29 protein-coding genes are annotated in these 25,407 nt (G+C 73.1%); 16 read left to right on the plus strand and 13 right to left on the minus strand.

Annotated features, from left to right (window positions below; translation table 11 throughout):
• Window positions 1–70 precede the first annotated feature (70 nt).
• The gene (locus tag ACFVS6_RS25880) at window positions 71–1,273 is read right to left on the minus strand and encodes a serine hydrolase domain-containing protein (RefSeq protein WP_389707319.1); all 1,203 of its coding nucleotides are present in this window, start codon (window positions 1,271–1,273) and stop codon (window positions 71–73) included.
• 226 nt (window positions 1,274–1,499) lie between these two features.
• On the opposite strand from ACFVS6_RS25880, the gene ACFVS6_RS25885 reads away from it, so the two are divergent.
• A complete protein-coding gene (locus ACFVS6_RS25885) occupies window positions 1,500–2,015 on the plus strand; it encodes a DoxX family membrane protein (RefSeq protein ID WP_389707321.1) in 516 nt (171 codons plus the stop codon).
• A gap of 63 nt (window positions 2,016–2,078) precedes the next feature.
• Here the strand turns inward: ACFVS6_RS25885 and ACFVS6_RS25890 are convergent, their stop codons facing one another.
• A complete protein-coding gene (locus ACFVS6_RS25890) occupies window positions 2,079–3,650 on the minus strand; it encodes an alpha/beta hydrolase (RefSeq protein WP_389707323.1) in 1,572 nt (523 codons plus the stop codon).
• A gap of 380 nt (window positions 3,651–4,030) precedes the next feature.
• On the opposite strand from ACFVS6_RS25890, the gene ACFVS6_RS25895 reads away from it, so the two are divergent.
• The 7 genes from ACFVS6_RS25895 to ACFVS6_RS25925 all read left to right on the plus strand — a co-directional run bounded on the left by ACFVS6_RS25895 (window position 4,031) and on the right by ACFVS6_RS25925 (window position 10,892).
• Window positions 4,031–4,564, plus strand: a complete 534-nt coding sequence (locus ACFVS6_RS25895; RefSeq protein WP_281206863.1) for a hypothetical protein — start codon at window positions 4,031–4,033, stop codon at window positions 4,562–4,564.
• 142 nt (window positions 4,565–4,706) lie between these two features.
• Window positions 4,707–5,231, plus strand: a complete 525-nt coding sequence (locus ACFVS6_RS25900; RefSeq protein WP_389707325.1) for a GNAT family N-acetyltransferase — start codon at window positions 4,707–4,709, stop codon at window positions 5,229–5,231.
• Window positions 5,232–5,384: 153 nt separating this feature from the next.
• Window positions 5,385–6,236, plus strand: a complete 852-nt coding sequence (locus ACFVS6_RS25905) for a hypothetical protein (protein WP_389707327.1) — start codon at window positions 5,385–5,387, stop codon at window positions 6,234–6,236.
• A gap of 148 nt (window positions 6,237–6,384) precedes the next feature.
• Entirely contained in the window at window positions 6,385–7,509 is a 1,125-nt protein-coding gene (locus ACFVS6_RS25910; protein WP_389707329.1) for a cation diffusion facilitator family transporter, read from the plus strand.
• 121 nt (window positions 7,510–7,630) lie between these two features.
• Complete coding sequence (locus ACFVS6_RS25915) at window positions 7,631–8,008, plus strand: hypothetical protein (protein WP_389707331.1); 378 nt, start codon at window positions 7,631–7,633, stop codon at window positions 8,006–8,008.
• 100 nt (window positions 8,009–8,108) lie between these two features.
• The gene (locus ACFVS6_RS25920) at window positions 8,109–8,822 is read left to right on the plus strand and encodes a ribonuclease H (protein WP_389707333.1); all 714 of its coding nucleotides are present in this window, start codon (window positions 8,109–8,111) and stop codon (window positions 8,820–8,822) included.
• Between the two features lie 174 nt (window positions 8,823–8,996).
• Window positions 8,997–10,892, plus strand: coding sequence for an NAD-binding protein (locus ACFVS6_RS25925; RefSeq protein ID WP_389707379.1), 1,896 nt, complete (start codon window positions 8,997–8,999; stop codon window positions 10,890–10,892).
• A 33-nt stretch (window positions 10,893–10,925) separates the two neighbouring features.
• On the opposite strand, the gene ACFVS6_RS25930 is transcribed toward ACFVS6_RS25925, so the two are convergent.
• Together ACFVS6_RS25930 and ACFVS6_RS25935 are read right to left on the minus strand one after the other, a co-directional pair.
• A complete protein-coding gene (locus tag ACFVS6_RS25930) occupies window positions 10,926–12,221 on the minus strand; it encodes a serine hydrolase domain-containing protein (protein ID WP_389707335.1) in 1,296 nt (431 codons plus the stop codon).
• 183 nt (window positions 12,222–12,404) lie between these two features.
• Window positions 12,405–12,686 (minus strand): hypothetical protein, encoded by a 282-nt coding sequence (locus tag ACFVS6_RS25935; protein ID WP_389707337.1) that lies wholly within the window; start codon window positions 12,684–12,686, stop codon window positions 12,405–12,407.
• A gap of 187 nt (window positions 12,687–12,873) precedes the next feature.
• Here ACFVS6_RS25935 and ACFVS6_RS25940 point away from each other — a divergent pair, with 187 nt between their 5' ends.
• Window positions 12,874–13,674: a hypothetical protein gene (locus tag ACFVS6_RS25940; RefSeq protein WP_389707339.1), complete on the plus strand. Its 801-nt coding sequence runs from the start codon at window positions 12,874–12,876 to the stop codon at window positions 13,672–13,674.
• 45 nt (window positions 13,675–13,719) lie between these two features.
• The gene (locus ACFVS6_RS25945) at window positions 13,720–14,154 is read left to right on the plus strand and encodes a hypothetical protein (protein WP_389707341.1); all 435 of its coding nucleotides are present in this window, start codon (window positions 13,720–13,722) and stop codon (window positions 14,152–14,154) included.
• 41 nt (window positions 14,155–14,195) lie between these two features.
• Here ACFVS6_RS25945 and ACFVS6_RS25950 read toward each other — a convergent pair whose 3' ends face one another.
• Entirely contained in the window at window positions 14,196–14,966 is a 771-nt protein-coding gene (locus ACFVS6_RS25950) for a DUF4328 domain-containing protein (RefSeq protein WP_389707343.1), read from the minus strand.
• A 193-nt stretch (window positions 14,967–15,159) separates the two neighbouring features.
• On the opposite strand from ACFVS6_RS25950, the gene ACFVS6_RS25955 reads away from it, so the two are divergent.
• A complete protein-coding gene (locus tag ACFVS6_RS25955; protein WP_389707345.1) occupies window positions 15,160–15,759 on the plus strand; it encodes a YbaK/EbsC family protein in 600 nt (199 codons plus the stop codon).
• A gap of 9 nt (window positions 15,760–15,768) precedes the next feature.
• On the opposite strand, the gene ACFVS6_RS25960 is transcribed toward ACFVS6_RS25955, so the two are convergent.
• The 4 genes from ACFVS6_RS25960 to ACFVS6_RS25975 all read right to left on the minus strand — a co-directional run bounded on the left by ACFVS6_RS25960 (window position 15,769) and on the right by ACFVS6_RS25975 (window position 18,856).
• On the minus strand, window positions 15,769–15,933 hold the full coding sequence (locus ACFVS6_RS25960; protein ID WP_389707347.1) for a hypothetical protein: 165 nt from the start codon (window positions 15,931–15,933) through the stop codon (window positions 15,769–15,771).
• 155 nt (window positions 15,934–16,088) lie between these two features.
• The gene (locus tag ACFVS6_RS25965) at window positions 16,089–16,661 is read right to left on the minus strand and encodes a DUF4352 domain-containing protein (protein WP_389707349.1); all 573 of its coding nucleotides are present in this window, start codon (window positions 16,659–16,661) and stop codon (window positions 16,089–16,091) included.
• 156 nt (window positions 16,662–16,817) lie between these two features.
• On the minus strand, window positions 16,818–17,825 hold the full coding sequence (locus tag ACFVS6_RS25970; RefSeq protein WP_389707351.1) for a hypothetical protein: 1,008 nt from the start codon (window positions 17,823–17,825) through the stop codon (window positions 16,818–16,820).
• Window positions 17,826–17,959: 134 nt separating this feature from the next.
• A complete protein-coding gene (locus tag ACFVS6_RS25975) occupies window positions 17,960–18,856 on the minus strand; it encodes a hypothetical protein (RefSeq protein ID WP_389707353.1) in 897 nt (298 codons plus the stop codon).
• 250 nt (window positions 18,857–19,106) lie between these two features.
• Between ACFVS6_RS25975 and ACFVS6_RS25980 the strand changes: the two genes are divergently transcribed.
• Window positions 19,107–19,367, plus strand: a complete 261-nt coding sequence (locus tag ACFVS6_RS25980; RefSeq protein WP_389707355.1) for a hypothetical protein — start codon at window positions 19,107–19,109, stop codon at window positions 19,365–19,367.
• Between the two features lie 113 nt (window positions 19,368–19,480).
• Here ACFVS6_RS25980 and ACFVS6_RS25985 read toward each other — a convergent pair whose 3' ends face one another.
• The 3 genes from ACFVS6_RS25985 to ACFVS6_RS25995 all read right to left on the minus strand — a co-directional run bounded on the left by ACFVS6_RS25985 (window position 19,481) and on the right by ACFVS6_RS25995 (window position 21,161).
• Entirely contained in the window at window positions 19,481–19,663 is a 183-nt protein-coding gene (locus ACFVS6_RS25985; protein WP_389707357.1) for a hypothetical protein, read from the minus strand.
• A gap of 31 nt (window positions 19,664–19,694) precedes the next feature.
• A complete protein-coding gene (locus ACFVS6_RS25990; protein WP_389707359.1) occupies window positions 19,695–20,597 on the minus strand; it encodes a D-hexose-6-phosphate mutarotase in 903 nt (300 codons plus the stop codon).
• A gap of 138 nt (window positions 20,598–20,735) precedes the next feature.
• A complete protein-coding gene (locus ACFVS6_RS25995; RefSeq protein ID WP_389707361.1) occupies window positions 20,736–21,161 on the minus strand; it encodes a hypothetical protein in 426 nt (141 codons plus the stop codon).
• Window positions 21,162–21,428: 267 nt separating this feature from the next.
• Between ACFVS6_RS25995 and ACFVS6_RS26000 the strand changes: the two genes are divergently transcribed.
• Window positions 21,429–21,596 carry a hypothetical protein gene (locus tag ACFVS6_RS26000; RefSeq protein WP_389707362.1) on the plus strand — a complete coding sequence of 56 codons (168 nt, stop codon included), beginning with the start codon at window positions 21,429–21,431 and terminating at the stop codon, window positions 21,594–21,596.
• A gap of 137 nt (window positions 21,597–21,733) precedes the next feature.
• Here the strand turns inward: ACFVS6_RS26000 and ACFVS6_RS26005 are convergent, their stop codons facing one another.
• A complete protein-coding gene (locus ACFVS6_RS26005) occupies window positions 21,734–22,726 on the minus strand; it encodes a hypothetical protein (protein WP_389707364.1) in 993 nt (330 codons plus the stop codon).
• A gap of 399 nt (window positions 22,727–23,125) precedes the next feature.
• Between ACFVS6_RS26005 and ACFVS6_RS26010 the strand changes: the two genes are divergently transcribed.
• The 3 genes from ACFVS6_RS26010 to ACFVS6_RS26020 all read left to right on the plus strand — a co-directional run bounded on the left by ACFVS6_RS26010 (window position 23,126) and on the right by ACFVS6_RS26020 (window position 25,311).
• On the plus strand, window positions 23,126–23,386 hold the full coding sequence (locus ACFVS6_RS26010; RefSeq protein ID WP_389707366.1) for a DUF6225 family protein: 261 nt from the start codon (window positions 23,126–23,128) through the stop codon (window positions 23,384–23,386).
• A 110-nt stretch (window positions 23,387–23,496) separates the two neighbouring features.
• Window positions 23,497–24,141 carry a nucleoside/nucleotide kinase family protein gene (locus ACFVS6_RS26015; protein ID WP_389707368.1) on the plus strand — a complete coding sequence of 215 codons (645 nt, stop codon included), beginning with the start codon at window positions 23,497–23,499 and terminating at the stop codon, window positions 24,139–24,141.
• Window positions 24,142–24,438: 297 nt separating this feature from the next.
• The gene (locus ACFVS6_RS26020; RefSeq protein WP_389707370.1) at window positions 24,439–25,311 is read left to right on the plus strand and encodes a RimK family alpha-L-glutamate ligase; all 873 of its coding nucleotides are present in this window, start codon (window positions 24,439–24,441) and stop codon (window positions 25,309–25,311) included.
• Window positions 25,312–25,407 lie beyond the last annotated feature (96 nt).

Genomic DNA, 25,407 nt, shown 5'->3' on the forward strand with positions numbered 1-25,407 from the left:
GGCGGGCCGTTCGCGTTACCGCCCCCGTACCGCCCCCGATACCTCCCCGTTCCCGTTCGTCTTCCCGGGGTCAGCGGTGGCGCAGCAGGGAGCAGACGAAGTCCTCCTGGACCTCGCGGATCCGCTCGATCAGTTCGGGCTTGTAGGTGAGCGAGGCCTGCGTGGTGACCGTGAAGGTGAGGGAGCGCCGCCCGTCCGCCGTGGCCGCCGCGAGCTGGGTGTAGCCCGGGGTGTTCCCGGTGTGGCCGTACACCGCCCCGCAGCGGGTCGTGTACCGGTAGATCGCCAGGCCCGCGTCGGTGCGTCCGGGGCCGGGGGGCTGGGAGAGCCCCCCGGGCAGGAACGTGAACTGCCGGCGCCGGGTCCGGTCCGAGACCAGTGCGCCGCCCGCGTACGCCCGGATGAACTCCGTCAGGTCCTGCGGCGTCGAGACGACGCCGCCCGAGGCCCAGGCACCGGAAGCGCCGATGGCCTCGCTGACGTCCTGCGGCTCCTCGGGCGGCTCGACCACATAGCCGTGCAGGAACGGGACGGGCAGGCGGTAGCCGCCGGGCAGGCTCGTCCGCTTCAGGCCGAGCGGCTCGTACACCAGGTCCCGCAGCAGGTCCTCGTACCTGCGTCCGGTGACGGCCTCGGCCATGAGGGCGACGGCGATGTTGTCCGAGTTGGAGTACTGGTAGCGGCTCCCCGGAGGGAACGCGAGGTCCTTCCCGGCGACGAAGCCCAAAAGCCGGCGCGAGTCGAACCGGTGCCGGGGGTCCGCGGAGACGATCCCGCGGAACTCGGTGGATGCCGAGTAGTCGGGCAGACCGCTGGTGTGGCCCAGGAGTTGACGGAGCGTCACCGCGTGCCAGGCCTTGGGCTGCCGGGGGAGCACCTTGCCGATCGTGTCGTCCAGGCGCAACCGGCCCCGGTCGACGAGCCGGAGGGCCACCGCCCCGCTGAAGGCCTTGGCGACGCTGGCGATCCGCATGTGGTCGGACGGCGCGGGCCGGCGTCCGGTCTCCAGGTCGGCCACCCCGGCCCGGTACACCTCGGTACGGTCGCCGTCCTTGAGGACGGCGATGACTCCGGGCGGCCCACCGGGCGTGGTCACCAGCTCCTGGAGCTCCTTCCGCAGGGCCGCGGACCCGCGGCCGCCCGGATCGCGGTCGGTGCCCGCGTGCGCCGGCGGTACGAGGACACCGGCGGCTGCCGCGCACATCAGGGCGGTCGCGAGGAGGCGCCGCGCGGGGCGGACCCGGTTGCCGGCGGGGTTCGACCGTGGGGACATGGAGGTACCTCCGGATCGGGGACGGGCGCCCGGTCACGATGGCAGGGCCCCGGCGCGGTCGGCCGGCGACACGACCGCGCGCCCGTGCGCGGTGCTCCATCCGGACCCGTACCGCCCGGCCGCGACCGTATGGCGGATCCGCGGCCGGATCCGGGGGAGCCGGTGCCCCGGGGGATACGCATGTCGGGTACGGCTTCGTGAACGGCACCGACCCGGAGGTTCATCCATGACCTGCATCAACCGACGAGACCTGGCCCTGCTGGCGCTGCGCTCGGGCACCGGCGCGGTGCTGATGGCGCACGGGACGCAGAAGCTGTTCGGCTGGTTCGGCGGCGCCGGCCTGGACGGCACGGCGGCCGGGATGGAGCGCATGGGCTTCACGCCCGGCCGGCGGAGCGCCGTCGCCGCCGCGCTCGGCGAGGCCGGGGGCGGCGCCCTGCTGGTGCTGGGCCTGGCCACGCCGGCGGCGGGAGCGGCGGCCGCGGGCGCCATGGCCGGCGCGGTGGCCGTGCACGCGCCCGCAGGGTTCTTCGCCCAGGAGGGCGGCTACGAGTACCCCGCGTTCCTGGGGTTCACGGCGGCCGCCGTGGGCCTCGCTGGGGCGGGCCGGTACTCCGTCGACCACGCCACCGGCCACACCTTCGACCGGCCCTGGACCCTGGCCCTGGCCTTCGCGGGCAGCGCCCTCGCGGCCGCCGCGGTGCTCACGAAACGGGCCAAGGAGCAGGCGGACGCCGAGTAGCGGGACCCGCGGGACGGGCGGAGCGCACCGGTGGTGCGCCACGCGTCCCGCGGGCCGGTGCGGCTACTTGCAGACGGTGCCGTCCGCGGGAACGGTGCCGTCCAGCAGGAACGTGTCGATCGTCCTGGTGGCGCAGGTGTTGGTGCCGTACGTGCCGTGGCCCTCGCCCTGCACCGTCACGTTCACGCCGACGCCCTTGCCGAGCGCGTCGGCCATCCGCTTCGCGCCCTCGACCGGGGTGGCCGGGTCACCGGCGTTGCCGATGACCAGGATCGGCGCCGCGCCCGCCGCGTCGACCACAGGCTTGTCCGTCGTGCCGCGCACCGGCCACTCGGCGCAGCCGAGCAGGCCCTCCGCCATGTCCGGGCCGAAGACCGGGGACGCCGCGCGGAACGCGGGCTCCTGGGCCTTGGTCTCCTCCACCGTGTGACGGCGGCTGGTGTCGGCGCAGTTGATGGCCATGTTCGCGGCGTGCAGGTTGCTGTAGCGGCCGTCCTCACCGCGCCCGTTGTAGCCGTCGGCGATGGCCAGCAGCATGTTGCCCGTTCCGAGCTTCATCACCTCGCCGAGGCCCTGGACGAGGTACTCCCAGCCCTCCTTGTCGTACAGGGTGGCGACGATGCCGGTGAGGGCGAGTTCCGAGGTCAGCTTGCGACCGCCCTCGGTGGAGGCGGGCTTGGTCGTCAGCTTCTCCAGCATGGCGGCGATCCGCTTGTTGCCCTCGGCGTCGCTCGGTCCGGTCGGGCAGTTGGCCGTGTACTTGTCCCGGCAGTACTTCATCGCGTGGTCCAGTGCCAGCTGGAAGCCCTTGGCCTGGCCGAGGGCCCCCTGCACCTCGTCGGCGGTGGGGTCGACGACGGCGTCCAGCACGGTGCGGCCGACGTTGGCCGGGAACAGGTGGGCGTAGACGCCGCCCAGCTGGGTGCCGTAGGAGATGCCGAAGTAGTTCAGCTTCTGGTCGCCGAGGACCTGTCGCAACAGGTCCATGTCGCGTGCCGCGTTGACCGTGCCGACGTGGGGGAGGACCCTCGCGGAGTTCTTCTTGCAGGCCTCGGTGAACGTGCGCACGTCCACCAGCGGGTCCGCGCTCTCGACGGCCTGGTCCAACGTCTTGTCGTCCAGGCAGGTGATTCCGGCGCTGTTGCCCACCCCGCGCGGGTCGAAGCTCACCAGGTCGTAGGCCGCGTTCAGCTTCTTGTATTCGTCGGCGGCGCCCGGGAGCGTCTCGACGCCCGAACCGCCGGGCCCACCGAAGTTGTAGACCAGCGAGCCGACGCGCTTGCCCGTGTCCGTGGCCTTCTTGCGGATCAGCGCGATGTCCAGGGTTTCGCCGTCCGGCTTGGCGTAGTCGAGGGGTGCCTTCATCGTGGCGCACTCCCAGCCGCTGCCGGGGGCCTTGCCGCCGCCCTGCGCGGCGGACGGCGCCGGGCACTTCTGCCAGTCGGGCTTCTGCCCGGTCAGCGCCGCGGGCAGGACGGCCGGCTTGGCCTCCGGACTAGCCGGGGCCGAGGCGGACGGCTTCGGGTCGGCCTTGTCCTTCGCCTCCCCGCCGCAGGCCGCGAGGGCGGGTACGGCCAGCAGGGCGGCGGTGGCGAGGGCCGCCGCTCGGGCGGGGCGACGTATGAGGTGGGCCATGGTGGTGCTCCTGCGCGAAGGGTCCTGGTGAGGTAAGCAGACGATAAGCGCTACTGACTGAGCTCAGGACCACCGAACGGCCCACTCCGGTTCGCCGGGGACCCACCGGCCGGTCGAACGGTGTGGTGACGTACGCGGTGACGTCCCGTTGACAGTGCGCCCGGCCGCGTGCGACAAAGACATTGAGGCCGTGTTCGGCCGAAGTGCCCCATCTCCCCGACCGTCTTCGCCTCGATGTGACGTTCACCTCGCGACCTGCCCGCCCCCGCGCTGCGCCCCGGAGCGAGGCCGCTCGGCGCGAAGCCCGCCGTCCCCGGTCGTGAAGACGTCAAAAACCCGGCACACCACCGCATACGTGAACGGACGGCCCACCCTTGACGATGATTCCCGGATCCCGCGTACCCGGTCGGACCTGGACCGTCCGGTTGATCGGCCACGGCGACCACAGCGTCTCCGTCACCTGCAGCGTCGAGGCCTGCCGGATGCCGCCCCGGTCCAAGGACACCGGCGCCATGAGACGCTTCGCCGCCGAGCACGCCCGCGCGCACGCCCGCCTCGCGACCGTGCGCCCCAACGCCGCGTGCGCCTGCGGAGCCGCGGAATGCGCCTACCACGAGGGCAGCAGGGCCTCCTGCGCGGGCACCCCGCTGCTCGTCCTCGTCCACAATCCGGCCGTGGGTCAGGTGTGGACCCTCGCGGAGGTCTGCCAGTCCTGCGCGCCCCTGATCGGCAACCTCTCGGTCCTCGGCCGGGCCCAACGCCCCGCCGCCGCAGGGGCCCCGGTCGCCGCCCCCGCCGTCGCCCAGCAGTCCCGTACGGCGGTGCCGGGCGGCTTCTCCTCGCCGCAGGCCGCCCCCGAGGCCTCGCCCGCCCGCCGTCGGCCACAACGCGGCGGCCCCCGGCGCGCACGCTGACGTCCGTGGCCCGCCCGCGCCCCAGGACCTGTCGTCGAGGTCCCGTCCGCCTCGCTCGCCCTCCGGTCGACAACGGGACTTCGACGACAGGCCCCAGGGCCGCCGCGACCAGGCAGGATGACCGGCTGTTATCGTGCGGGGCATGCCCGAACTGATCGCACCCACCGCCGGGCTGCACTCCTCCTGGCTCGCCGCACGCGCCGAATGGGGCGACGACGCGCACATGGACGGAGCCGGTCTCGGCTCCGACGACGACGTCGAGACCCCCGAGGGATTCGCGGCGTGGGTCGAGCGGTTGCGCGGCTACGCGGACCGCACGCTGCCGATCGAACAGGGCCGTGTCCACGCCACGTACTGGTGGATCGTCGAGGGCGACACCTACCTCGGCGCCATCGACCTGCGGCACTACCTGAACGCCTTCCTGCTCGACGCGGGCGGACACATCGGCTACAGCGTGCGCCCCTCGGCACGCGGACGCGGAGTGGCCGGGCGGGCCCTGACCGCGGTGCTGCACGAGGCGCGGGTGCTCGGCATGGACCGGGTCCTGCTCACCTGCGACCCCGACAACACCGCCTCGATCAGGACCATCGAGCGGGCGGGCGGCGTACTGGAAGACGTCCGCGACACCCTCATCGGGCCCAAGCGCAGGTACTGGATCGACCTGTAGGACCCCGTCGGGGTCCTACGAGGAGCGGCCCGCGTCCCGCCGAATCCCCGCCGACCACCCGCCGAATGACCGCCGGACAGTCGTCGGATCAAAGTGATGAGGCTGTGACCTGCGGCTGTTCTTTTCGGCCACGGTGATCGCTACGGTGCCACCGTGGCGCACAACGATGAGATACCGCCGGGCCGGAACACACCGGACGACGACAAGTGGAACGCATTGCTCGCGGAATACGAGCGCGGCGGCGCGGCCCCCGAACCCGAGCATCCCGCACTCCGACGGGTGTGGGTGCGCAACACCGTGATGGCCCTGTCGGCGGCGGTGGTCGCCCTCGGAGTCCTGAAGCTCGCGGGATACGCGTCCGAGGAGGGCACGGGGAGGCCGACGGCAGCTCCTGCCTCACCGGCGGCTCCTGCCTCACCGGCCGCTTCGGGAACACCGGCAACACCCGCCACGTCCTCCGCGCCAGGGGCACCCGCGATGCCCGCCGGCGTCGCGGCCCGCCCGCCGATCCCGCCGGCCGACGCCTTTCCGGCCTCCGTACCGGACGGAGCCGGCGGCACCTACACCAAGGTCGGTTCCGCCGCACTCGCCTCGTGCGCCCAACCGGGCACGGTCGGCCCGCGCCTGGCGGACCTGATCGCCGGCGGCAAGGGGTGCCTCGGCCAACACGTCGCGCTCTACAAGGACGCCCGCGACAACCAGTTCAACGTGGTCCTGTTCACCATGAAGGACCCCCGGGACACCTTCACCCTGGTGAACGAACTGGGCACGGCCTACGACGACTACCAGGTCGCGGCGCAGGCCCCGCCGCCCGCCTCGGGTCTGCCGACCCTGCCGCCGGACAGCGGCATGGTGCAGTTGTTCAGCATGTACGACCGCGTCATGGTCGTCGGCCTGGGGCAGTGGTCCGACGGCCGCACGGCCGACTTCCAGCAGTTGGTCGACCGGCTCGAACCCCTGCGGGAGGCGATCGTGGAGAACGTCGCCCACTACGAGACCCCGTAGACCCCGCCCCGCGGCCCGCCCGCGGGGACCGGCCGACCGAGACCGTCCCGCTGCCGGTGTCCGCGCGCAGTTGCACGTGAATCGCACCTGGTCGGAGCCGGTATGACGGCCGTAGCCGCAATGCGTTCCGTATGTCACGGTGGGCTCCATGGAGGCGAATCAGCACACGCGGAAAGCCGACCACCCACACCACCCCCACCACGGTCACGACCACGCCCCCGGCCCGGGCCGGAGCTCCGACGGATCGCGCCCCGTCCGGCGGCTCCGGCACCGGATCGGCCACCTGCTCAGGCCCCACCGGCACGAGGCCGCCGACAAGGTCGACGCGGCCATGACGGCATCCCGCGACGGGATGCGCACGCTCTGGATCTCGCTGGCCGTCCTGGGGGCGACGACCCTGATCCAGGCCCTGGTCGTCGCCCTCTCGGGGTCGGTCGCCCTGCTCGGCGACACCGTCCACAACGCCGCCGACGCGTTGACCTCCGTACCCCTGGCCGTCGCCTTCGTCCTCGGGAGGCGGGCCGCCAACCGCCGCTACACGTACGGCTACGGCCGCGCGGAGGACCTCGCGGGGATCGTCATCGTGGCCACCATCGCCGCCTCCGCCGCCCTCGCGGCCTACGTGGCCGTCGACCGGCTGGTCAACCCGCGCGGGATCACCCACCTGTGGGCGGTTTCCGCGGCCGCCCTGGTCGGCTTCGTGGGCAACGAGTGGGTGGCCCGATACCGCATCCGCACGGGTCGGCGCATCGGCTCGGCCGCGCTGGTGGCCGACGGACTGCACGCCCGCACCGACGGGTTCGGCTCCCTGGCCGTGCTCCTCGGCGCCGCGGGCACGGCCCTCGGGGTGCCCGCGGCCGACCCGGTCGTCGGCCTCCTGATCACCCTCGCCATCCTGTACGTCCTGGCCGCGGCAGCCCGAGAGGTCTGCCGACGGCTGATGGACGCGGTCGACCCGGCCCTGGTGGACGCCGCCGAACACGCGCTGGGGCAGGTGGACGGTGTCCTCGGCACGGGCCGCGTCCGACTGCGCTGGATCGGGCACACCCTGCGGGCGGAGGCCGACATCGTCGTCGATCCGCGGCTCACCGTGGTCCGGGCCCACGCGCTCGCGCTCGCGGCGGAGCACGCGTTGATCCACGCCATCCCCCGACTGACGGCGGCCACGGTCCACACCGACCACGCCCGGCCCGACCCGACGGCCCCCGACCCGCACGCGGCGCTCGCCCACCACGCCCAGGCCCCGCCGGAGATGCTCGAACAAATGGGCTGATATCGGGTGTGAGTTCTACTTTCGCTCGATTACGAGGAAATTCAGACAATCCTGTGATCCGTGTGGGAATCTGCTGCGCACGGCCGGACGCGCACGCGCCCGGCCGCACAGGGGAGGTCTCATGCGTGGATCGCTGCTCAGGAAGAGCCGCTCGGTCCTGGTCGGTTCGCTGATGGCCATGGGGGTCGTCGGTCTCACCGCCGCTCCGGCCAGTGCGTGGACGGGAGGGAACGTCTGGGTCAACTTCGGCAGCTGGAACTGCCCCGGCGGCGGATCGGTCGTCGGCGTCTACTGGGGAGTCGACGCCTATTCGAGCGGGCCGGCCGAAGGTGACTGGGGCGACAACGTCATCTACCCGCGCGTACGCGTGGGATCCGGCGCGCACAACACCCTGAGCTACCAGGTGATGTGCAAGAAGTGGGGCTGGTACACCTACCGCGGTGTCGTCAGCCAGCGGACCCTCACGCCCTACAAGTCGGGCCTGAGTTACACCTACTGACCGACCGGCGGCCGGCGGCACCTCCGGCGGGGGCGCCGTCGGCCGCCGCCGCGGTGGGGTCCGGGCCGCCGCGGGTGCGGGGGTAAGGCATGATCGGGGGATGTCTGAACGCATCATTGCCGCCTGTGACGGGGCGTCCAAGGGAAACCCGGGACCGGCCGGATGGGCCTGGGTCATCGCGGACGCCGAAGGGCGCCCGGAGCGCTGGGAATCCGGCGCGCTGGGGCGCGCCACCAACAACGTCGGTGAACTGACCGCACTCCAGAAGCTGCTGGAGGCGCTCCTGCCGGGAACGCCGGTGCAGATCCGCATGGACTCCCAGTACGCGATGAAGGCCGTGACCCAGTGGCTGCCCGGCTGGAAGCGCAACGGGTGGAAGACCTCCGGGGGCAAGGCCGTCGCCAACCGCGAACTGGTCGAGGAGATCGACCGGCTGCTGACCGAACGCGACGTGGCGTTCCTCTACGTTCCCGCCCACCGCGAGGACGGCGACCACCTGAACGCGATCGCCGACCAGGCCGCGAGTGACGCGGCGATCAGCCAGCAGGCCGCCGGCACCGCCCTCGGGGCGACGGACTTCCCCGTCCCGGCCCCGGCGACCGGCGCCCCGGCCCGCAACCGGACCGCGAAGGCGACCTCACCCGCCGCCGGCACCAAGGCGAAGAACGGCACGTCACGACCCCTCAAGGCCAAGTTCCCGGGAACCTGCCCGTGCGGACGGACCTACGCCGCGGGAGAGATGATCGCCAAACACGGCAAGCGCTGGGGCCACGAGGCGTGCGCCGCTTCCGTACAGGAGACCAACACGGCCTGACCGCAGGCCTCTTGACCGAACGCGGCCCGGCCGCCCGGTGCGTGGGCACGCCCCCGCGACGGGCAGGGTCCGCGCGGACCCGGCGCGACCGGCACAGGGCATCCTGTGCTGATGCAGACCCCGCCGCATCAGGTTCCGCCACAACAGACCCAAGTCCCGCACACCACCGGGCGGATGGTGGTGTGCGGTGACGACGGCCTGGCCCGCAGGCTCGCCGCCGAACTGGGGGAGGTGTACGCGGAGCGGGTGACGCTCGTGGTCCCGCCCGCCACCGAACGCCCCCTCGCGGTGGGCCGCCCTTCGTGGTGGGGGCTCTTCGGGCGCGTCCCGCCCGCCCGGGCGTCGCGCACACCGGCCGGGGAGCGGACACCGGACGGGCCGCGGATCGTGGAGGCGGCCGAACCGGACGAGGAGGTCCTGGCCGCCGTGGGGACGGCCGAGGCGTCCGCCCTGGCGCTGGTCTACGAGGACGACGACCGCAACGTCCGGGCCGCCCTCGTGGCCCGGCGCCTCAACCCCCGCCTGCGGCTCGTGATCCGGCTGTACAACCGCAAGCTCGGCCAACACCTGGAAGAACTCCTGGACCAGGCGGCGATCGTCGCCGGCCCGGCCTCCGGGACCCGCGACACCGACTCCGCCACGACGGTGCTGTCCGACGCGGACACCGCCGCCCCCGCCCTGGCCGCCAGCGCCGTCGCGGGGACCAGCAAGGTGATCCAGGCGGACGGCCTGCTGCTCCGCGCGGTGGAACGCACGCCCCCGGGTCGGGGCGAGGTGGCCGACCCCGGGCTGTGCACCCTGGCCCTGCTGTCCGCGACCACCACCGACCCGGCGGGCAGCGAAAGCTCCGTCCTCGGTGGTGAGCGCGGACTCCAGCTCCTGCCCGACGACCGGGCCGTCGCCGCCGCCACCGGACGCGGCACCGTCGCCCTGGAAGCCGTCTCCCACACCGGACCCGACCGGCCGGCGCGCCGGCTCGGCAGCGCCGCGCTCCCGGTCGCCTCCCTGTTCTCCCACCGGCTGCGCTGGTCGCTCGCCGGCATCACGGCGGCCGTGGCGGCCCTCGCCGTCGGCTCCTGGATCACCACCGGGGACCACCCGCTGCACGCCGCCTACATCACCCTGCTCGACATCTTCGCGATCAACGATCCGGCCGTCGGCGAGTCGACCGTCCGTCAGGTCCTGCAGATCCTGTCCGGATTCGTCGGCCTGCTGCTGCTCCCCGTCCTGGTCGCCGCCGCCATCGAGGCCCTGGGCGCGTTCCGCACCGCCACCGCGCTACGACGGCCACCGCGCGGGCTGTCCGGACACGTGGTGCTCCTCGGACTGGGCAAGATCGGCACCCGGGTGCTGGCCCGGCTGCGGGAACTGGGGATCCCCGTCGTCTGCGTCGAGTCCGACCCGCAGGCCCGCGGCCTGGCCCTGGCCCGCCGACTGCGCGTACCGGTCGTCCTCGGTGACGTCACCGACGAGGGAGTCCTGGAGGCCGCCCGCATCCACCGCGCCCACGCCCTGCTGGCCCTCACCAGCTCCGACACCACCAACCTGGAGGCCGCCCTCTACGCCCGTGGCGTCAAACCCGACCTGCGGGCCGTGCTGCGCCTCTACGAGGACGACTTCGCCACCGCCGTCTACCGCACCCTGCGCACCGCCCACCCGGACGCCCTGACCCGCAGCCGCAGCGTCACCCACCTCGCCGCACCCGCCTTCGCGGGGGCGATGATGGGCCGTCAGATCCTCGGCGCGATACCGGTCGAGCGCCGCGTGCTGCTCTTCGCCGCCGTGGACGTGGCGGGCACCCCGCAGCTCGAAGGCCTGACCGTCGCCGAATCCTTCCGCCCCGGTGCCTGGCGGGTGATCGCCCTCGACACCGCCTCCCCGCACGAACGCCGCCCCGACCTGGGCTCCACCCCGCGCGAGGGCGCCGTCGCCGGTCCGGGACTGGTCTGGGACCTGCACCCCGGCTACGTCCTGCGGCCCGAGGACCGCGTGGTCCTGGCGGCGACCCGACGCGGGCTGGCCGAACTCCTCGGCCGTGTCGTTGCTCCCGGGCCGGCGGGGCCGCCGTGACCGTGACGGGCACGATCGCGGCGGCCCCCCGGATCAGCGGGCGTTGCGCTCCGGCAGGTCCACCTCGGCCGGCGCGGACGTCACGGCCGAGCGGGCCGGCCCGGACGAGTCGTTCTGCGCGGAGGAGAAGCCGCGCGCGGTCGCCTTCACCGGCTTCTTGCCGCAGAACGCCGCTTCGAGCGTTCCGCCGAGCGCCGTGTTCGCGACGCCGCGGTTGGAGGTGTTGGCCATCGCGGTGAGGCTGCGCTTGCCGTCACGCGTGGCGAAGGCGTACGTGTAGAAGCCCTGCACGGTACCGGTGTGTCCGTACACGGAGGTGCCGCAGGAGAGGTCGTAGCGGCGCAGACCCAGCCCGTAGAAGCGGGTGTTGGTCGTGTCGGTGGGGGTCACGGTGAGCATCGCGTCCAGCGACCGGGGCGACAGGAGCTTGCCGGCCATCAGCGCGGACATGAACGTGCCGAGGTCGGCGGGGTTCGAGATCATCGCGCCGGCCGACTGCGCCCAGGAGGCGGTCTGCTCGGTCGAGTCGACCAGCGGCGCCCCGGCCTCGTCGGGGGTGAGGTAACCGCGGGTGTGCAGGCCCTTGATCTCCGTGCGCGGGTGCACGTACGAGGTGTCCTTGAGCTTCAGCGGCTTGATGATCCGGCGCTCGTACTCCTTCGCGACCGGGCGCCCCGTGGCCTTCTCGATCAGCATGCCGACGACCACGAAGTTGGCGTTCGAGTACTTGTACGACACGCCGGGCTCGGTGGTGCGCGGCTCGCTCAGCGAGAGCGTCACCAGGTCCTGGTAGCTGAACTGCTTGTTCCGGACGGCTTCGAAGCCGGGAACGGTCTGCTCGAACATGGCGTTCGTGTAGTCCGCCAGCCCGCTGCGGTGCGTCAGCAGGTGACGCACCGTGATCCGGTCGTCCGGCAGCAGCCCGGGCAGGTAGTGGTTGACCGACGTGTCCAGGTCGATCTTCTTCTCGTCGACCAGCTGGAGCAGCACGACGCTGGAGAAGGTCTTGGTGACGCTACCGATCCGGAACCGGGCCCGGGTGTCCATGGCCGCGCCCGTGGTCGTGTCGCGCACGCCGACCGTCCGGCTCTGCACGCCGTCGACCCCACCGATGCGGGCCAGCGCACCCGGCGCGCCCTGGGCCGCCGTGTTCTGCAGCGCCTGGAGCAGGCCTTCCAGATCGGGCTCGGGAAGCCCGGACTTGGAGATCTGCGCGGCTTCGGCGGCCGTGGCCGGAACCTGGGCCGGGGCGGCCTGGGCGGCGGTGGCCGGGGCGACGCCGGCCACGACGGCGAGCAGGGCGACGCCGGCGGCCAGACGTCGATTCATGGGCAGGTGCACGTTGTTGTTCCTCAACTCGGTCGATATCCGTGGGAGGTCCCGGGGCCGCCGGACCGCATGCCGGAAAGCTCGGTCGGCGGACGGGCCGATCACGAGCTTACGGAAGATCACCGGCGGGGTGGAACGGCGGCCCCGGGCGAACGGGCCGGGCCGAGTCGCGCGAGGCCGCGCCTACTTGGGGTTCGTGACCTCCACCCACGATTCCCACTTCCCGCTGACGGTGTGGTGCACCACGTACGGGCCGCCGGAGACGGCCGTGGCCTTCCGCAACTCCGCGAGCACGTGCACGTCGAAGGACACCCCGTTGATGTGGTCGATGTCGTCAGCGAGCACCTTCCGCACGTACCCCTCGGGGTCGGCGCGCATCTGCGCCAGCCCCGCTTCGTCCGTGACCAGTTCGAAGACTTCGATCTCGCGCGTCTCGGTGTCGACGATGCGCCGCACGTTCGCCATGGGACAGGTCCTTTCGTGGGTGGCTCCCAGCTTGCGGCGGCGGGCCCCTCCACCGCCCCAACCCCGTCGGCCACCCGGCCGAGGAGCCCTCGTTCGGCGCACAACCGCCCCGCACACCCGGGTCCCCGAACCGGGGCCCCCGGCAAACCGTTCGACGCCGGTGCCGGCCGCGGCCTAGCCTCCTGACGTGCACCAACTCACCCTCGTCAAGATCTCCTTGATCGTCCTCCTGATCCCCTGCGCGGGGCTCGGGCTGCTGTGGGTGGGGCGCCGACTGGCCAACCGCAGGGCGTACGCACGGTTCGCCGCCGCCGACCTCGATCCCTACTGGGTCCACGTGAAGGCCGAGCCGGGGTCCTCCGAACGGGCCGCGGCGGCCGCGCTCCTGAACGGGGAGCTGATCCTGATCGACGACGAGGCGGTGGTGCGCCTGACCCTCCACGCCTGCGACCTGGACCGACCCCCCGGCCACCCGGTCGCGGAGCACCTGCTGGAGGTCGTACGGCGGCACGGGGCGCCCGCCACCCTCGGTCACGTCCTCCGTGAGAGCCGGCAGCCCCCGGTGGGCTCCGCCTTCTACCGCAGGTACGAGGAAACGCTTGCTCCCGGGGTGCCGCGACGGGACCGGCAGCGGCCGGCGTCCTGTTCCGCCGCGCTGTACGTGATCTGCGCGCTGTTCACCGGCAGTTTCCTGACGGCGGCGGTGCTGGAGTCCGTTCCGCGGAGCCCGGCCCAATGGGCGGCGCGCCTGCTCGCCGCCGCCACGGTGCTCCTGCTGGTGGCGCTGCCCAAGGCCTGGCAGGCGATCCGCCCGCGGCCCGACCGGACCGACAGGCTCCGCGCGTACTGCCGTTCGTCGGCGCCGCACCCCGAGCTCGCCGCGCTGGACGAGCGGCGCACCGCACTCCTCGACCGCAGTCTCGCCGACCGGCAGGACGTCGACCCCGAGGACGCGACCTGGATCGTCCAGTGGCCCGCGGCGCACTGACCGTCTACGGTCCCCCGGAGCCGGGCCGACCGGTACCCTGACGCGATGGTGAACGACGAGGACCGGATACTCGCGGACGCGCTGGGCGCGGCCGGGGCCGTCGGCGGCGGTTCCGGCGGGCGGTTCGGGGCCAGGCTCGCGGCGCGGTACCTGCGCAAGGACGTCCACGAAACGGCTCTGACCCTGGAGCTGCCCCTGGACCGCGCGGTGAGCCACGTCGCCGCGACGCTGGCCCGCGTCGGCCGGCTCCTGGACACCTCCGGCCCGGGCGACTCCTCGGGGTCCGTGGTCAGGGCGCTCGTCGGTGGCGGGTTCGCGGGGATGAACCCGGTGGTGGTCACGGTGACCCTGACCCCCGCCGATCCCGGCACGGCGGCGTGCGTCCGCGGGGCGGCGAAGGAGGGCCTGATCAAGCAGCACGCGGGCCGCAGGACCAGCTGCCTGATCGCCGACCTGCTGACCTCCTCCACACCCGCCTGACCGAGCCCGGTGCCCGGGAGCGGCCCTGCCCGGGTGGAGGGTCAGAACGGGGCGACCGGGCCGTGCGTGGCCTTGGCGTGCTGCATCGCGGTCAGCTTGCGGACGAAGAGCAGGGCCAGCACCGCGGCCACGATGTTGGTCAGGTCGCTCACCCCGCCGATCGCCGAGACGACGCGCAGCTCCTCGGGCGTCTCCGCGTTCCGGTACTGCGAGGCGAAGACGCGGTCGATGAGCAGGCCTGCGACGAACACGATCCACCAGGCGGTCACCGGGGCGATGGAGGTGCTGCGGTAGCTCCCGTCGGGCGCCGACCGGGTGCTGGCCTCCCAGGTCTCCCGCGCCGTCCGGTACGGGAAGTAGAGGTTCGCGAGGGGGACGAACCAGCCGCCGATGGCCCAACCGGTGGACTGGGTGAAACCGTCGGGGCGGAAGACCTGGCCGTTGCAGCGGACCCGGTGGAACCAGACGAGGAAGACGACGATCGTCGCCAGGCGGAGGGTGAACTGTGCGATGCCGGTCAGCCCGGCCAGCGTGTCGGCCAGGTCGAGGCTGTCGTCCTCGACGGACAGGGGGTCGCCGACGAGGTCCTTCATCAGCTTCCAGGTGTACATGTTGACCCCCGACGAGAACACGTCGACCGCGGCGCCCACCGACAGCAGCGCGGTCAGGGCCGTCGCCAACCCCTGCGGGGACCGCAGCACACCGGAGGACGGCGGCGGCGGGGCCGGAGCCGGGTACGGCCCCGCCGGCGGCGGCCCGAAGCCGGGCTGCGGGGGTGTCGACGGGGTCGGATCGGGTGTGCTGAAGGACATGACGGAGTACCCCCCACGGGACGGTGCGACGTGTGACATCACGGAGGGCCACCTGACAGGCGGCCCGAGTCGCCCGAACGTATGTCATGCCCCTGCCGACAGTCCACCGGGGTCGGGTCGGGGCCGGGTCGGGGCCGGGTTCGGGAGCGGATCGGCATCAGGGCCCCCACCGGCCCGCTGTTAACGTACGGGCATGCGCGCTCCGATCGGCCCCTTCGACCATGCCCGGCCCGCCCCCGACTGCCTCGACGAGCTGACGTTCCCCGTCGCCGAAGCCGTGCGCGGCCGCGCCGGGGACCTGCCCGTCGAGGAGATCGTCTACGTCGACACCGACCCGGCGATCGCCGACACCGCGGCCTTCGTCGCCCACTACGGGCAGGAACTGCTCGACACGTCGGCGAACTGCGTCGTCGTCGCGGCCAAGCGGGGAGGCGGCACGACCCTGGCCGCCTGCCTGGTCCTCTCCGGCAGCCGCGTCGATGTCAACGGCGCCGTCCGCCGCCACCTGGGCGCCCGCAAGGCGTCCTTCGCCCCCATGGCGACCGCCGTGGAGCGGACCGGCATGGAACACGGCGGGATCACCCCGCTGGGCCTGCCCGCCGACTGGCCGCTCCTGGTGGACCCGGCCGTCGCCGAACTCCCGTACGTGCTCGTCGGCAGCGGCAGCCGCCGCGGCAAGCTCATCGTCCCGGGACGGTTCTTCGCACGGCTGCCCGGCGCCGAACTGGTCGACGGCCTCGCCGTGGCCACGGGTGCGGACGTCCCGGACACCCGCCCGGGCCCCGACGCCTAGGCACGTGACCTAGGACGTCCGCCAGGTCGGCATGCCCGCCGGAGGACGCCGGGCCATCACCTGGGCGAGGGCCCGGTGGATCTCCTCGGCCTCCCGCCGGACTTGGCCCGGTACATCGCCCCGCTCCCGTATGAGCTGGTCGTAGATCGGCGCGTCGCTGCTGATGCTGCTCACTTCGGACTTCGCTCCCCTGAAGCCGGCGCCTTCGGCCGGGCGGCACAAGTGTAGGGGTGCGTCCTCCCGGCGGCGGAACGAAACCACCTCCGCCGGGCTCCGAAGCGAGCGCGACAGGCCGGCGGGATGCCCTCCCGGCCGGGCGGCGGCCGGGTTCAGGGCACGCTCCACTGGCCGGTGTTCGGCGAGAAGCCGCTGTCCATCGCGAACTGGACCTTGGTGACGCGCGAGGCCCTGGGCACTTCGAAGGTGATGAATCCCAGCCCGGTGTCGCCGGGCGCGACCGTGATGCTGCCCGGGAAGCCGGGACCGGCCGTGGTGTCCTGGTACGCGGAGCCGAACTGTTGTCCCTGTTCGTCCACCACCTTCGCCCCGTTGGAGGGGGAGTCCTGGTAGACCGCGGTGCCGGTGTTCTTCAACCGGAACTGCACCGCCACGAGCCGGGAGCCCGCCTCCGGGGTGGAGTACGGGTTCCCCGTGCGGGCCGGGTCGACGACCTTCACCAGGGTGACCGCGAGCCCCTCCCCGTCGGTGAGGCCCGTCAGATCGAGGGTGGCGCCCACGGCGGCGGACGCGGCGGGCGACGGCTTGACGGAGCTGGGGGCCGCGACGGCGGCCGTCACTTCCCGGGCCGGCGTGCTACCGGCCGGCTCGGTGGTGACCGTCGCCTCCCCGCTGCACGCCACCGCGGCGGAGGCGAACAGTCCGGAGAGGACAAGGGCGAGCACACGGTGCATCGAACCTCCCGGGAACCGAGGGAACCGAAGGAACCGACCCGACCGCCCGAACCTGTGGAGCCGGTGGAACGCGCGAGCGGAGAAGGCTGGCTCCACCATCGCCCCGGCTCCCCGATCCCGCACGCGGAAGCCTTACCGCGCCCGCTCTCAGGGCCGCAGGGCCCGGCGCAGGGACAGGCCGTGGTGGCGGCGCAGGCGGTGCGCCTCCCAGACGGACAGGGCGGTCACCGTGACCGGCGCGCCCAGGACGAAGGCCAGGCGGGCGGCGGGCGGTACCTGGTCGTAGGCGCCGTTGACCAGGTCCAGGACCGCCATCTCCCACACGAGCAGGGTGGCGAGGACGGGCGGCACCAACTCGTGGATGTCCGCGGTGCGGAAGACGTGCACGAGCGAGAGCCCCGTGCCGTGGAGGGCGAACCCGAGCGCCCACAGGAACATCAACCCGATGACGATCCTGCCCGGGAGACCGACCGCGTCGCGCAGACCCTGCGCGCCGGGCGCCGCCACGAACGCGAAGCTGCCCACGGCGACCATCAGCGCCGTCACGGACCCGAGCGAGCGCAGGGCGCGCCGCAGGTAGAGGCGGCGAACGGGGCCCCGGGCGGCGGCCACGAAGGAGCCGACGACGACCGGGAAGGTGCAGGCCAGCACGAGCACGCTGTCCCAGCTCTGCCCGAAGCGGTCACCGGCGACGGCCCCCACGTCCTCGGCGCTGCTGATCGCGGTGTAGGTGAACGTCAGGGCGAGCCACGCCGCGGCGCCGAGCAGGGTCCGCCACAACTGGAGCCTGCGCACCAGGGGGTCCGAGACGAGCCCCGGGCGGGAGGGCCGGAACACGAGCCGGGCGGCGTACAGCGGGTTGAAGACGAACCGGACGACCTTCTGGCGCCACGTCAGCACCACCGGGCGCGGTGGCACGGGAGCGTACGGGTATCCGGGGTGGGGGCCCGGCGCGTACGTGTATCCGTACGCGTACGGGTGGCCCTGCGGCGGAGCCGAGGGGTACGGGTGGCCCTGCGGTCCCGCGGGCGGGTACGGGTGTCCCTGTGGCGGTACCGGTGGGACGCCGGGTGGCCGCGTGTGCCCGGGCCGTGCGGGCGGACCGCCCCGGACCTCCGGGGGACCGTGGTGTTCGCCGCCCGCGTACGTGCTCATGTTCTGTTCCCCGCCCCTGCCGTACCGTCCTGTCGAGCCTGCGCATGCTACTCGCGGGCGTGCCCGCTCCCCGGCCGCGGACAGCGGTCGGGGAGCGGGCACGCGCGGGCGGTACTGCCCGAACGGGTCGGGAACTACCAGTAGATGACGACGTAACCGTCGCCGCCGGGTTGGCCCGGCGTGCCGGCGACCCCGATGGGCGCGGCCGCCCCGCCGGGTCCGCCGTTGCCGCCGACCGCAGCGCCCGGGGGGAGCTCGACGATGCCGTCGGCGGTCCCGCCACCGGTGCCGTCGGCGTTGCCGTTGCCGCCGAGCCGGTTCACGCCGCCCGTGGAGCACGACCCGGTGCCGCCCGTGCCCGGTGTACCGGGGGCGCCGGCCACGGCCGCACCGCCGCCACCGCCGCCACCACCGCTGCCGCCCGTCGAGTTGAGCAGCACGGTGTTGTCGGAGGACCGGGTCAGCGTCGATGCCGAACCGGTGCCGCCGGCCGTACCGGCCGTACCGGGGCCGCCCATGGTCCCGCCGGGGCCGCCCGCACCGAGGGTGCCGCCCTCGCCGACGTCCACGCCGTAGTCGGCCAGCGGCTTGACCTGGACGACGCACCAGGTGAAGCCGCCACCGCCGCCACCGCCACCGGTCCCACCGGGGTTGGCGTTGCGCGGGGTGCTGCCACCGCCACCGCCACCGCCGCCGCCACCACCGGCACCCCACGCCTGGACGAACACCGAGGTGACGCCGGCGGGCGGGGTGAAGGTGTTGTCCGAGGTGAACTGCCGCAGGCCGTGGAGGACCTTGGCCGGCTTCTTGTCCTTCCCCTGGTCCTTCTCCTTGTCGGAGGGCGGGTCCTGCTTGCCCGGCGCGGACGGCGCCGTGTTCTGGCCCGTCGGACCGGGGCCGTCGGCCGAGGCGGCCGGGGCGAACGCGACGAGCTGGCCGGTGAGCGCCGCGACCGCGGCCAGGGAGGCGAGCAGGACCCGGGAGCGCACTCGGGGCCGCCGCGTCGTCGCCTTCTGATGGTTCAGGTTCATGACTTCCTTCCCCGCGGCGGCCGTGAGCCGTTGCGGGTGTGCGAGGGACGGGTGCGTGAGGACGTGCCCGGTACCGGGTCCCCGTCCCACGCGCCGCTCATCGGACCGCTGCGCACACCGTCGTCGGTGGTGGCGGGGCCGATGCGCTGGACCGGTCAGGTGAGAAGTTCGGCTGACCGGCTCATCCGGAAAGGGTGGAATGCCGTGACGGGCCGGGATCATGAGCCGTTGTCTCTCCATGGACGATTTCATGGTGAAGATCCCGGCCGACTGGCTCTCCCGGGTGTTCCTCTCGCTGCGCCGCGGTACCTCGGACGATGCCCAAGCGCTGGCAGCCGAGCTCCAGCCGTTCACCGAGAAGCCCGGGCAACGCGTTCCGGTGCCCCGGAGCACGGTGCTGCGCACCGAACTGGCGCTCCAGGGGGAGCTGCGGCTGGTGGAGGAGGGCGCACGGCGCAAGGAGCTCTCCGAGCAGGCCCGGTACCTGGTGAACACCCGCCTCAACCCGTAGCGGGCGCCCGCAGGTCGGCCGCCTTCGCGGCGGACCGACCGGCGCGGTGGAGCGCCGGGACGACGGAGGGACCGGCCCCCGCGGGGGCCGGTCCCTCCGTCGTCCGCCCGGCCTCAGGCCAGCCGGGACACCAGGCGGGAGCGCATCTCTCCCGCCGCTCTGCGGACCTCCTCGGTCTGCCGGTCGTCCTCCAGCAGGCAGAGGAGCACCATCAGGGCCCGGGCCTCGTCCCCGCTGATCAGTTTCAGGCGCGGCTCGGTCACACCGTCGAGCAGCACGTCCAGCAATTCGTCCATGCCCCGAACAACGGCGCACGGCCCTCGCACGTCACACCGGACGCTCCGACCCCGCCGACCCGGCCGGGTCCTTGAGCGCCCGCAGGGTGACCGCCAGTCGCGCCGGGTTCCCGGGGGTACTGACCAGGGGGCGGGCCAGTCGGGCCGTCTCCACGCACACGAACCGGCGGTAGCCGTCGTCGGTGAGGTCCGCCATGGTGTGCGAGAGCTCGGGGCCGGGGTTCCAGACCACGACGTCGCTCTGGTGCCGGTGGCGCACCTCGATCATGCGGCCCAGTCCCTCGTCGTGGACCAGGGAGCGGTCGACCGGCTCGGTGTAGACCCGCTCGACGCGGCCGACGGGTCGCAGCTCCTTCTCCGCCGTGCCCTGCGCGTCGAGGAGGTTGTCGGTGTACCGCTCGCCCAGGTCGGTGAGGCCCACCGCGTCGATGTCACCGATCCTGAGGTAGGTGTGCAGGGCGGCGGTGGTCTCGTGGTCGCCGTGCGCCTCCAACTCGATGTCACAGGTCTCGCCGAGCGAGATGCGGGCGACCAACGTGAACGCGTGCGGCCACAGTGCGCGGGTCTCCTCGGTGTCCCGGAGGGTGAGGACGAGTCGCACGCCCTCGGCGGACTCCTCGTGTGCGTCGAGCTCCCACGTGGTGATTCGCGCGAACCCGTGCGAGGGGCTACCGGCCGGTCCGAACCACGGCCAGCAGAGCGGAACCCCACCCCGGACCGCCCGCCCTGCGATCCACTCCGTCCGCTCGCTGAGCCACAGGCCCGGCTCGGCCCCCGTCGGCTGCCAGCCGACGACCTGCGCACCCTGGAGGGTGACGGCGGCGCGCACCCCCGGATGGTCGACCACGACCAGGGGGAGCTCGCCGATCCGGCGCAGGCTGACGGACGGGGAGAGCTGTTCGGCGACGGGGAGGGAGAGGAGGTTCTCGTTCATGCGGTGACTCTTCAGAACGGACGCCCGCCCCGTCAAACCGGCACCCCGCGTTCGGGCGCGGATGGTGTCGGCCCCTTCCCGTGGAGGAGCCGGTCGACGTGGGCGGCCCCGGCGAGCGGGGCCGGGACCGCCACCCTCCTACACGGTGCCGCGCGGACGCCTCAACGTCTCCAGGGCCTCCTTGAACCCGAACCCGAGGGACCCCAGCTCCGCGTCGGCCGCTTCGAGTTCCCCGTCCCGCCCCATCAGGGCCAACTGCTCGCGGTACCCGGCCAGCGCCGAGGCGAGGAGTACCTCCCGTCCCCCTTCCAGCGCGCACATCCGGCGCGCCGCGGACAGGGCCTCCGTGCGGAGGGCGAGGGATATCGCGGGGCGGTCCCAGAACTCCTGACAGCTGTATTCGTACAACGCCTCCACCAGTCTGGGCAGGTAGGCGAGCGGGCTCACCTGGACGAGCACGCGATAGGCGGCGACCTGCCGGCGTACCGGCAGGGTTCCCGATCCGAGGAGGGCCACCCGGGCTCGGAGGACTGCGTCGTGATTGATCTGCGCCGTGTGATCCATGACGGTGATTCTGAAAGCCGCACAGGTGTCCAAACAAGGGCAATCGGCTGTGCCGTTCGTCCTACGAAAATGCCGTCCGACCTGTCATGATGGAAACGTCTTCACCCCTGTGCCCCTTCGACGGTCCGTCAGACCCCGTCGAACGGCGGCCGGAACGCGATGTGACGAGATGTCATTGGGGGCGTTCGGGTGGAAGGGCACCGCCTGCGCAACCGCGCGCGGAGAGTGATGAGTCATGACTTTCAGTGACGATCCTCGGGAGGTTCGATGACCACCGCACCGACGTACGCACTCTCGTCCCGAACGCCGAAGTGGGCGCTCGACCCCTACCGTTTCCCCGGTCTGGAAGGCCTGGACGCGGACGACGACCCCGGCCGCCCCGCCGATCGGCCGGACCCGGCCCGTACCGACGACACGCGCGGGTCCGCCCGCTGAGGGAAGCCCCCTGACATACCGTCGGCGACCCCGCCCCCCAACGACCGACCGCCCGCCCGTGCGGCCGTCGGAGCGGCGGGCACGGTGCGGGCGGTGGGGTGTGGTGCGGGTCGTGCGGTGTGGTGTTCGGCGTGCGATCAGCCCTCTGACGCCACCACCGGGGTCGCGGTCGCGGGCTTCTCCTCGGTCGGCGCCTGCGACGTCGGACCGTCCACCACGGGCCGGGGGGCGGTGTACATCACCGAACCCTGCTTGTTGTCCTTCTCGATGAGCCCCTTCTTGGCGAGGCCCTCCAGGGTGTTGCGCACCACCTGGGTGGACGTGGACCGGCTCGGGTGGGCGGCCGTCAGCTCGGTGGACACCTCACTGACCATGCGGGGCTCGGCCGCGCCGGTCAGCAGGGCCAGGACGAGCTCGCGCAGGGGCGGCTCGACGACCTTGGCGGGCGCCGGCACGGACGCCTTCTTCGCGGCCGGGGCGACCTTCTCGGTCTTGACGGGGGTGACCTTCTCCGTCTTGGCGGCGGTGGTCTTCACGGCCTTCACGGCCTTCACGGCCTTGGCCGGGGCGGCCTTCGCGGGCGCCTCCGGTGCGGCTGCCTCCGGAGCGGCCTTCGCCGGTGCGGACTTGGCGGGGGTGGCCTTCGCGGGTGCGGCCGCGTCGGCGGTCGCCTTCGCGGGTGCGGCAGCAACCGGTGCGGCCTTCGCCTCCGCCGGCGCCGCCTTGGCCTTGGTCGCCGTGGCGGTCCGGGTCTTGGTCGCGGTGGCGCCGCCCGGGGACTTCTTGGCCGGGGCCGCCTTCCTGGCGCGGGGTGCGGTGCCCGACGCCTTCTTCGCCTGCCGGGGCTTGGGCACGGCCCGGGACGACGGGGACGACGCCTCCTCGGTGACGGGGAGCGGCGCCGGCGCGAGCGCCCCCGGGGAACCGCCCACGAGGACCCCCGCCGGAGGAACCGCGCCCTGCACGCCGCAGAGCCAGTCCTCGTCCGCCTTCAGTTGCTTCAGCCGCGCGTCGAGCTCCGTGATCCGCGAGGAAAGGTCCTCCTGCTCCTTGCGGTTGGTCTCCAGATCCGCGGCGAAACGCTCCGCGTACAGGCTGTGGATGGGCGTGGTGTCCAGCTCGTCTGCCATGTCGGCTCGCTCTCCTGTGAGACCTGGTGTGTTGCTGCCGGATGGTACTCACCTCTGGGCTGCTGTAGTTGGCTCCCGGCGAGATCCGCACCGATCGGGGTGCAGGAAAGCGACATCCCGGCAACGAGCGGCGCTGAAACGCTCCTTCCGCACCGGCCGGAACACGGACGAAGGCCATGGGAGAGATGGTGCTCCCATGGCCTTCGTCAGTTGCGCACGCCGCGGGGGGTTTGCGGGGCATACACCTGGCGCGACATGAAGAGAAACGATCCGGCAGTGTGGAGGTCACGGGGGCACCGCAACCGGTTTGCGGCGGGGTGTGCGCCGGGTGGGGACCGGCCCACCGACCACGGCGCGGCGTACCGGCAACTCGGGGCGCGGTGGTTCTAACCTCGGCGCATGGCTGAGACGTTCGACCACACCCCGCAGGTATGGACCGCAGGACGCCTGCGTGACGCCCTCGCGAACCTGCCCGACGAAACCCCGATCCACATCGGGGTCGCGGACGGGCCGGGAGATTTCGAAGGATACGGCGAGTACGTCCTGGTGGACGCCGAGCCGGTCGAGATCGACGCGGACGGCACGGAGGCGGTGCCGCCGGTGCAGTTCACCCTCTTCGCCGACGCGCGGGCCGGCGCCTACTACCTGGACGTCGACTGAACGCACCCACCACCGGCACCACCCCGTCCCGTGGTGCCCCGCGCCCGACCCGCGCCGCAACCCACCCGTTCGGGTCCGTCCGTCGCACCGGGTCCGGCAGGATACGGCGTGTGGACACGACGGAGTCGCGCGAACCGACGGAGCGGACCGAGCTGACGGAACGGGCCCGGGCGCTGGCCGTCCGGGGCGGCCGGCGGATCCTGGGGATCGCCGGACCCCCCGGTGCCGGCAAGTCGACCTTGGCGGAGCGGTTGGCCGCCGACCTCGGGCCGTCCCGCGCGGTGGTCGTGCCGATGGACGGCTTCCACCTCGCCGGCGCCGAACTGGTCCGGCTCGGGCGGGCCGATCGAAAGGGTGCGCCGGACACCTTCGACGCCGCCGGATACGCCGCCCTGCTGCGCCGCCTGCGCGAGGACGACGGCAGCACCGTCTACGCCCCGGCCTTCGACCGCGCGATCGAGGAGCCCGTCGCCGGGAGCATCCCCGTCGACCCGGCCGTGCCGTTGGTCATCACCGAGGGCAACTACCTGCTGCACGACGCGGGGGAGTGGGCGCGGGTCCGGCCCCTCCTCGACGAGGTGTGGTACCTCGCACCCGACGACGCCCTGCGCGTCGCCCGCCTGGTCGACCGCCACGTGCGCCACGGCAAGGACCCCGACCGCGCGAGTGCCTGGGTCGCCCGCTCGGACGAGGCCAACGCGCGGCTCGTCGCTCTCGGCCGCGACCGCGCCGACCTGGTCCTCGACATCGGCTGAGCCCCGCGCGACCGTGGATGCGATCATGGACACGATCCCCTCGGACGACGAAGGAACGGGACGGCCGACACCGTGGACAGCAACGCCGAAACCGTGCAGGACAACGCCCGAACCGCGCACGACGACGCAGGGACCGCGCACGACGACGCGGCAACCGTGCAGGACGACGCGCCGACTGCGCACGACGACGCAGCAACCGGGCGCGACGCTGCTCCTGCCCCTGCCCCTGCCCCTGCCCCTGCCCCTGCCGAAGACGACGCACGGGCCCGCCCGCGCCCCGCGGGCGCGCCACGGGAGGTGCCGAGGGTCGCCCTCGCCACCGACGCGTCGGGCATCGCGCACGACACCGAACTGCCCGTGCTGGTCGCCGCCCTGCGCGCGCGGGGCATCGACGCGACCGCAGCGCGCTGGGACGACGCCGGCTTCGACTGGGCCGCCCAGGACGTCGTGGTCATCCGTTCCACCTGGGAATACACCAGCAGGGCGGCCGAGTTCCTGGCCTGGGCCGACCGGGTCGACGCGGTGACCTCGCTGCACAGCCCCGCCCGGGTGGTGCGGTGGAACAGCGACAAGAGGTACCTCGCGGAACTGGCCGCCCTGGCGGTGCCGACCGTACCGACCCGCTTCATCGCACCCGGCGAGGACGTCGCACTGCCGGAGCACGGGGACATCGTCGTCAAACCCTCGGTGTCCGCGGGTTCCCGCAACAGTGCCCGCTACACGTCGACCCAGCGCGCCGCCGCCGAGGCGCACGTACGCCTTCTCCAGGAGGCCGGCGAGACGGCGATGGTCCAGCCGTACATGGACCGGATCGCCGACGGCGAACGGGCCCTGGTGTTCCTGGGCGGCCGGTTCAGCCACGCCCTGTGCAAGGGGCCGGTGCTCACCGACACCGGCCGCATCGACAACGAGCGCACCCCGCACCCCGACCTGACCGCGCACGTTCCCGACGCGGCCGAACGGGACCTCGCCGCGGCGGCTCTCGCCGCCGCGGCGAAGGTGGTCGGCACCACCGGCGTCTACGCCCGGGTCGACCTCGTGCGGGGCGCCGACGGGACGCCGGTGGTGATGGAACTGGAACTCATCGAGCCCAACCTCTTCCTGACGGTGTCCCCGGGCGGCGTCGACCGCTTCGTGGACGTCGTGGCCCGTCTGGTGGGGACGCCCTAGCTGTATTGATCACGAGCGTTGTTGACACTCGGCGGGTCTTGAACATGGCGAAGACCTCCGGTGTGGTGGGAGCTGTCTAGGAACCCATTGCGCAAC

It is taken from the genome of Streptomyces sp. NPDC057939, assembly GCF_042887545.1.
Lineage (GTDB): Bacteria > Actinomycetota > Actinomycetes > Streptomycetales > Streptomycetaceae > Streptomyces.

Coding starts and splice junctions, on each gene's coding strand:
- ACFVS6_RS25880 (WP_389707319.1), bottom strand. CDS start 1,273: ATGTCCCCACGGTCGAACCCCGCCGGCAACCGGGTCCGCCCCGCGCGG.
- ACFVS6_RS25885 (WP_389707321.1), top strand. CDS start 1,500: ATGACCTGCATCAACCGACGAGACCTGGCCCTGCTGGCGCTGCGCTCG.
- ACFVS6_RS25890 (WP_389707323.1), bottom strand. CDS start 3,650: ATGGCCCACCTCATACGTCGCCCCGCCCGAGCGGCGGCCCTCGCCACC.
- ACFVS6_RS25895 (WP_281206863.1), top strand. CDS start 4,031: ATGATTCCCGGATCCCGCGTACCCGGTCGGACCTGGACCGTCCGGTTG.
- ACFVS6_RS25900 (WP_389707325.1), top strand. CDS start 4,707: ATGCCCGAACTGATCGCACCCACCGCCGGGCTGCACTCCTCCTGGCTC.
- ACFVS6_RS25910 (WP_389707329.1), top strand. CDS start 6,385: ATGGAGGCGAATCAGCACACGCGGAAAGCCGACCACCCACACCACCCC.
- ACFVS6_RS25915 (WP_389707331.1), top strand. CDS start 7,631: ATGCGTGGATCGCTGCTCAGGAAGAGCCGCTCGGTCCTGGTCGGTTCG.
- ACFVS6_RS25920 (WP_389707333.1), top strand. CDS start 8,109: ATGTCTGAACGCATCATTGCCGCCTGTGACGGGGCGTCCAAGGGAAAC.
- ACFVS6_RS25925 (WP_389707379.1), top strand. CDS start 8,997: ATGGTGGTGTGCGGTGACGACGGCCTGGCCCGCAGGCTCGCCGCCGAA.
- ACFVS6_RS25930 (WP_389707335.1), bottom strand. CDS start 12,221: ATGAATCGACGTCTGGCCGCCGGCGTCGCCCTGCTCGCCGTCGTGGCC.
- ACFVS6_RS25935 (WP_389707337.1), bottom strand. CDS start 12,686: ATGGCGAACGTGCGGCGCATCGTCGACACCGAGACGCGCGAGATCGAA.
- ACFVS6_RS25945 (WP_389707341.1), top strand. CDS start 13,720: ATGGTGAACGACGAGGACCGGATACTCGCGGACGCGCTGGGCGCGGCC.
- ACFVS6_RS25950 (WP_389707343.1), bottom strand. CDS start 14,966: ATGTCCTTCAGCACACCCGATCCGACCCCGTCGACACCCCCGCAGCCC.
- ACFVS6_RS25955 (WP_389707345.1), top strand. CDS start 15,160: ATGCGCGCTCCGATCGGCCCCTTCGACCATGCCCGGCCCGCCCCCGAC.
- ACFVS6_RS25970 (WP_389707351.1), bottom strand. CDS start 17,825: ATGAGCACGTACGCGGGCGGCGAACACCACGGTCCCCCGGAGGTCCGG.
- ACFVS6_RS25975 (WP_389707353.1), bottom strand. CDS start 18,856: ATGAACCTGAACCATCAGAAGGCGACGACGCGGCGGCCCCGAGTGCGC.
- ACFVS6_RS25980 (WP_389707355.1), top strand. CDS start 19,107: ATGGTGAAGATCCCGGCCGACTGGCTCTCCCGGGTGTTCCTCTCGCTG.
- ACFVS6_RS25985 (WP_389707357.1), bottom strand. CDS start 19,663: ATGGACGAATTGCTGGACGTGCTGCTCGACGGTGTGACCGAGCCGCGC.
- ACFVS6_RS25990 (WP_389707359.1), bottom strand. CDS start 20,597: ATGAACGAGAACCTCCTCTCCCTCCCCGTCGCCGAACAGCTCTCCCCG.
- ACFVS6_RS25995 (WP_389707361.1), bottom strand. CDS start 21,161: ATGGATCACACGGCGCAGATCAATCACGACGCAGTCCTCCGAGCCCGG.
- ACFVS6_RS26000 (WP_389707362.1), top strand. CDS start 21,429: ATGACCACCGCACCGACGTACGCACTCTCGTCCCGAACGCCGAAGTGG.
- ACFVS6_RS26005 (WP_389707364.1), bottom strand. CDS start 22,726: ATGGCAGACGAGCTGGACACCACGCCCATCCACAGCCTGTACGCGGAG.
- ACFVS6_RS26010 (WP_389707366.1), top strand. CDS start 23,126: ATGGCTGAGACGTTCGACCACACCCCGCAGGTATGGACCGCAGGACGC.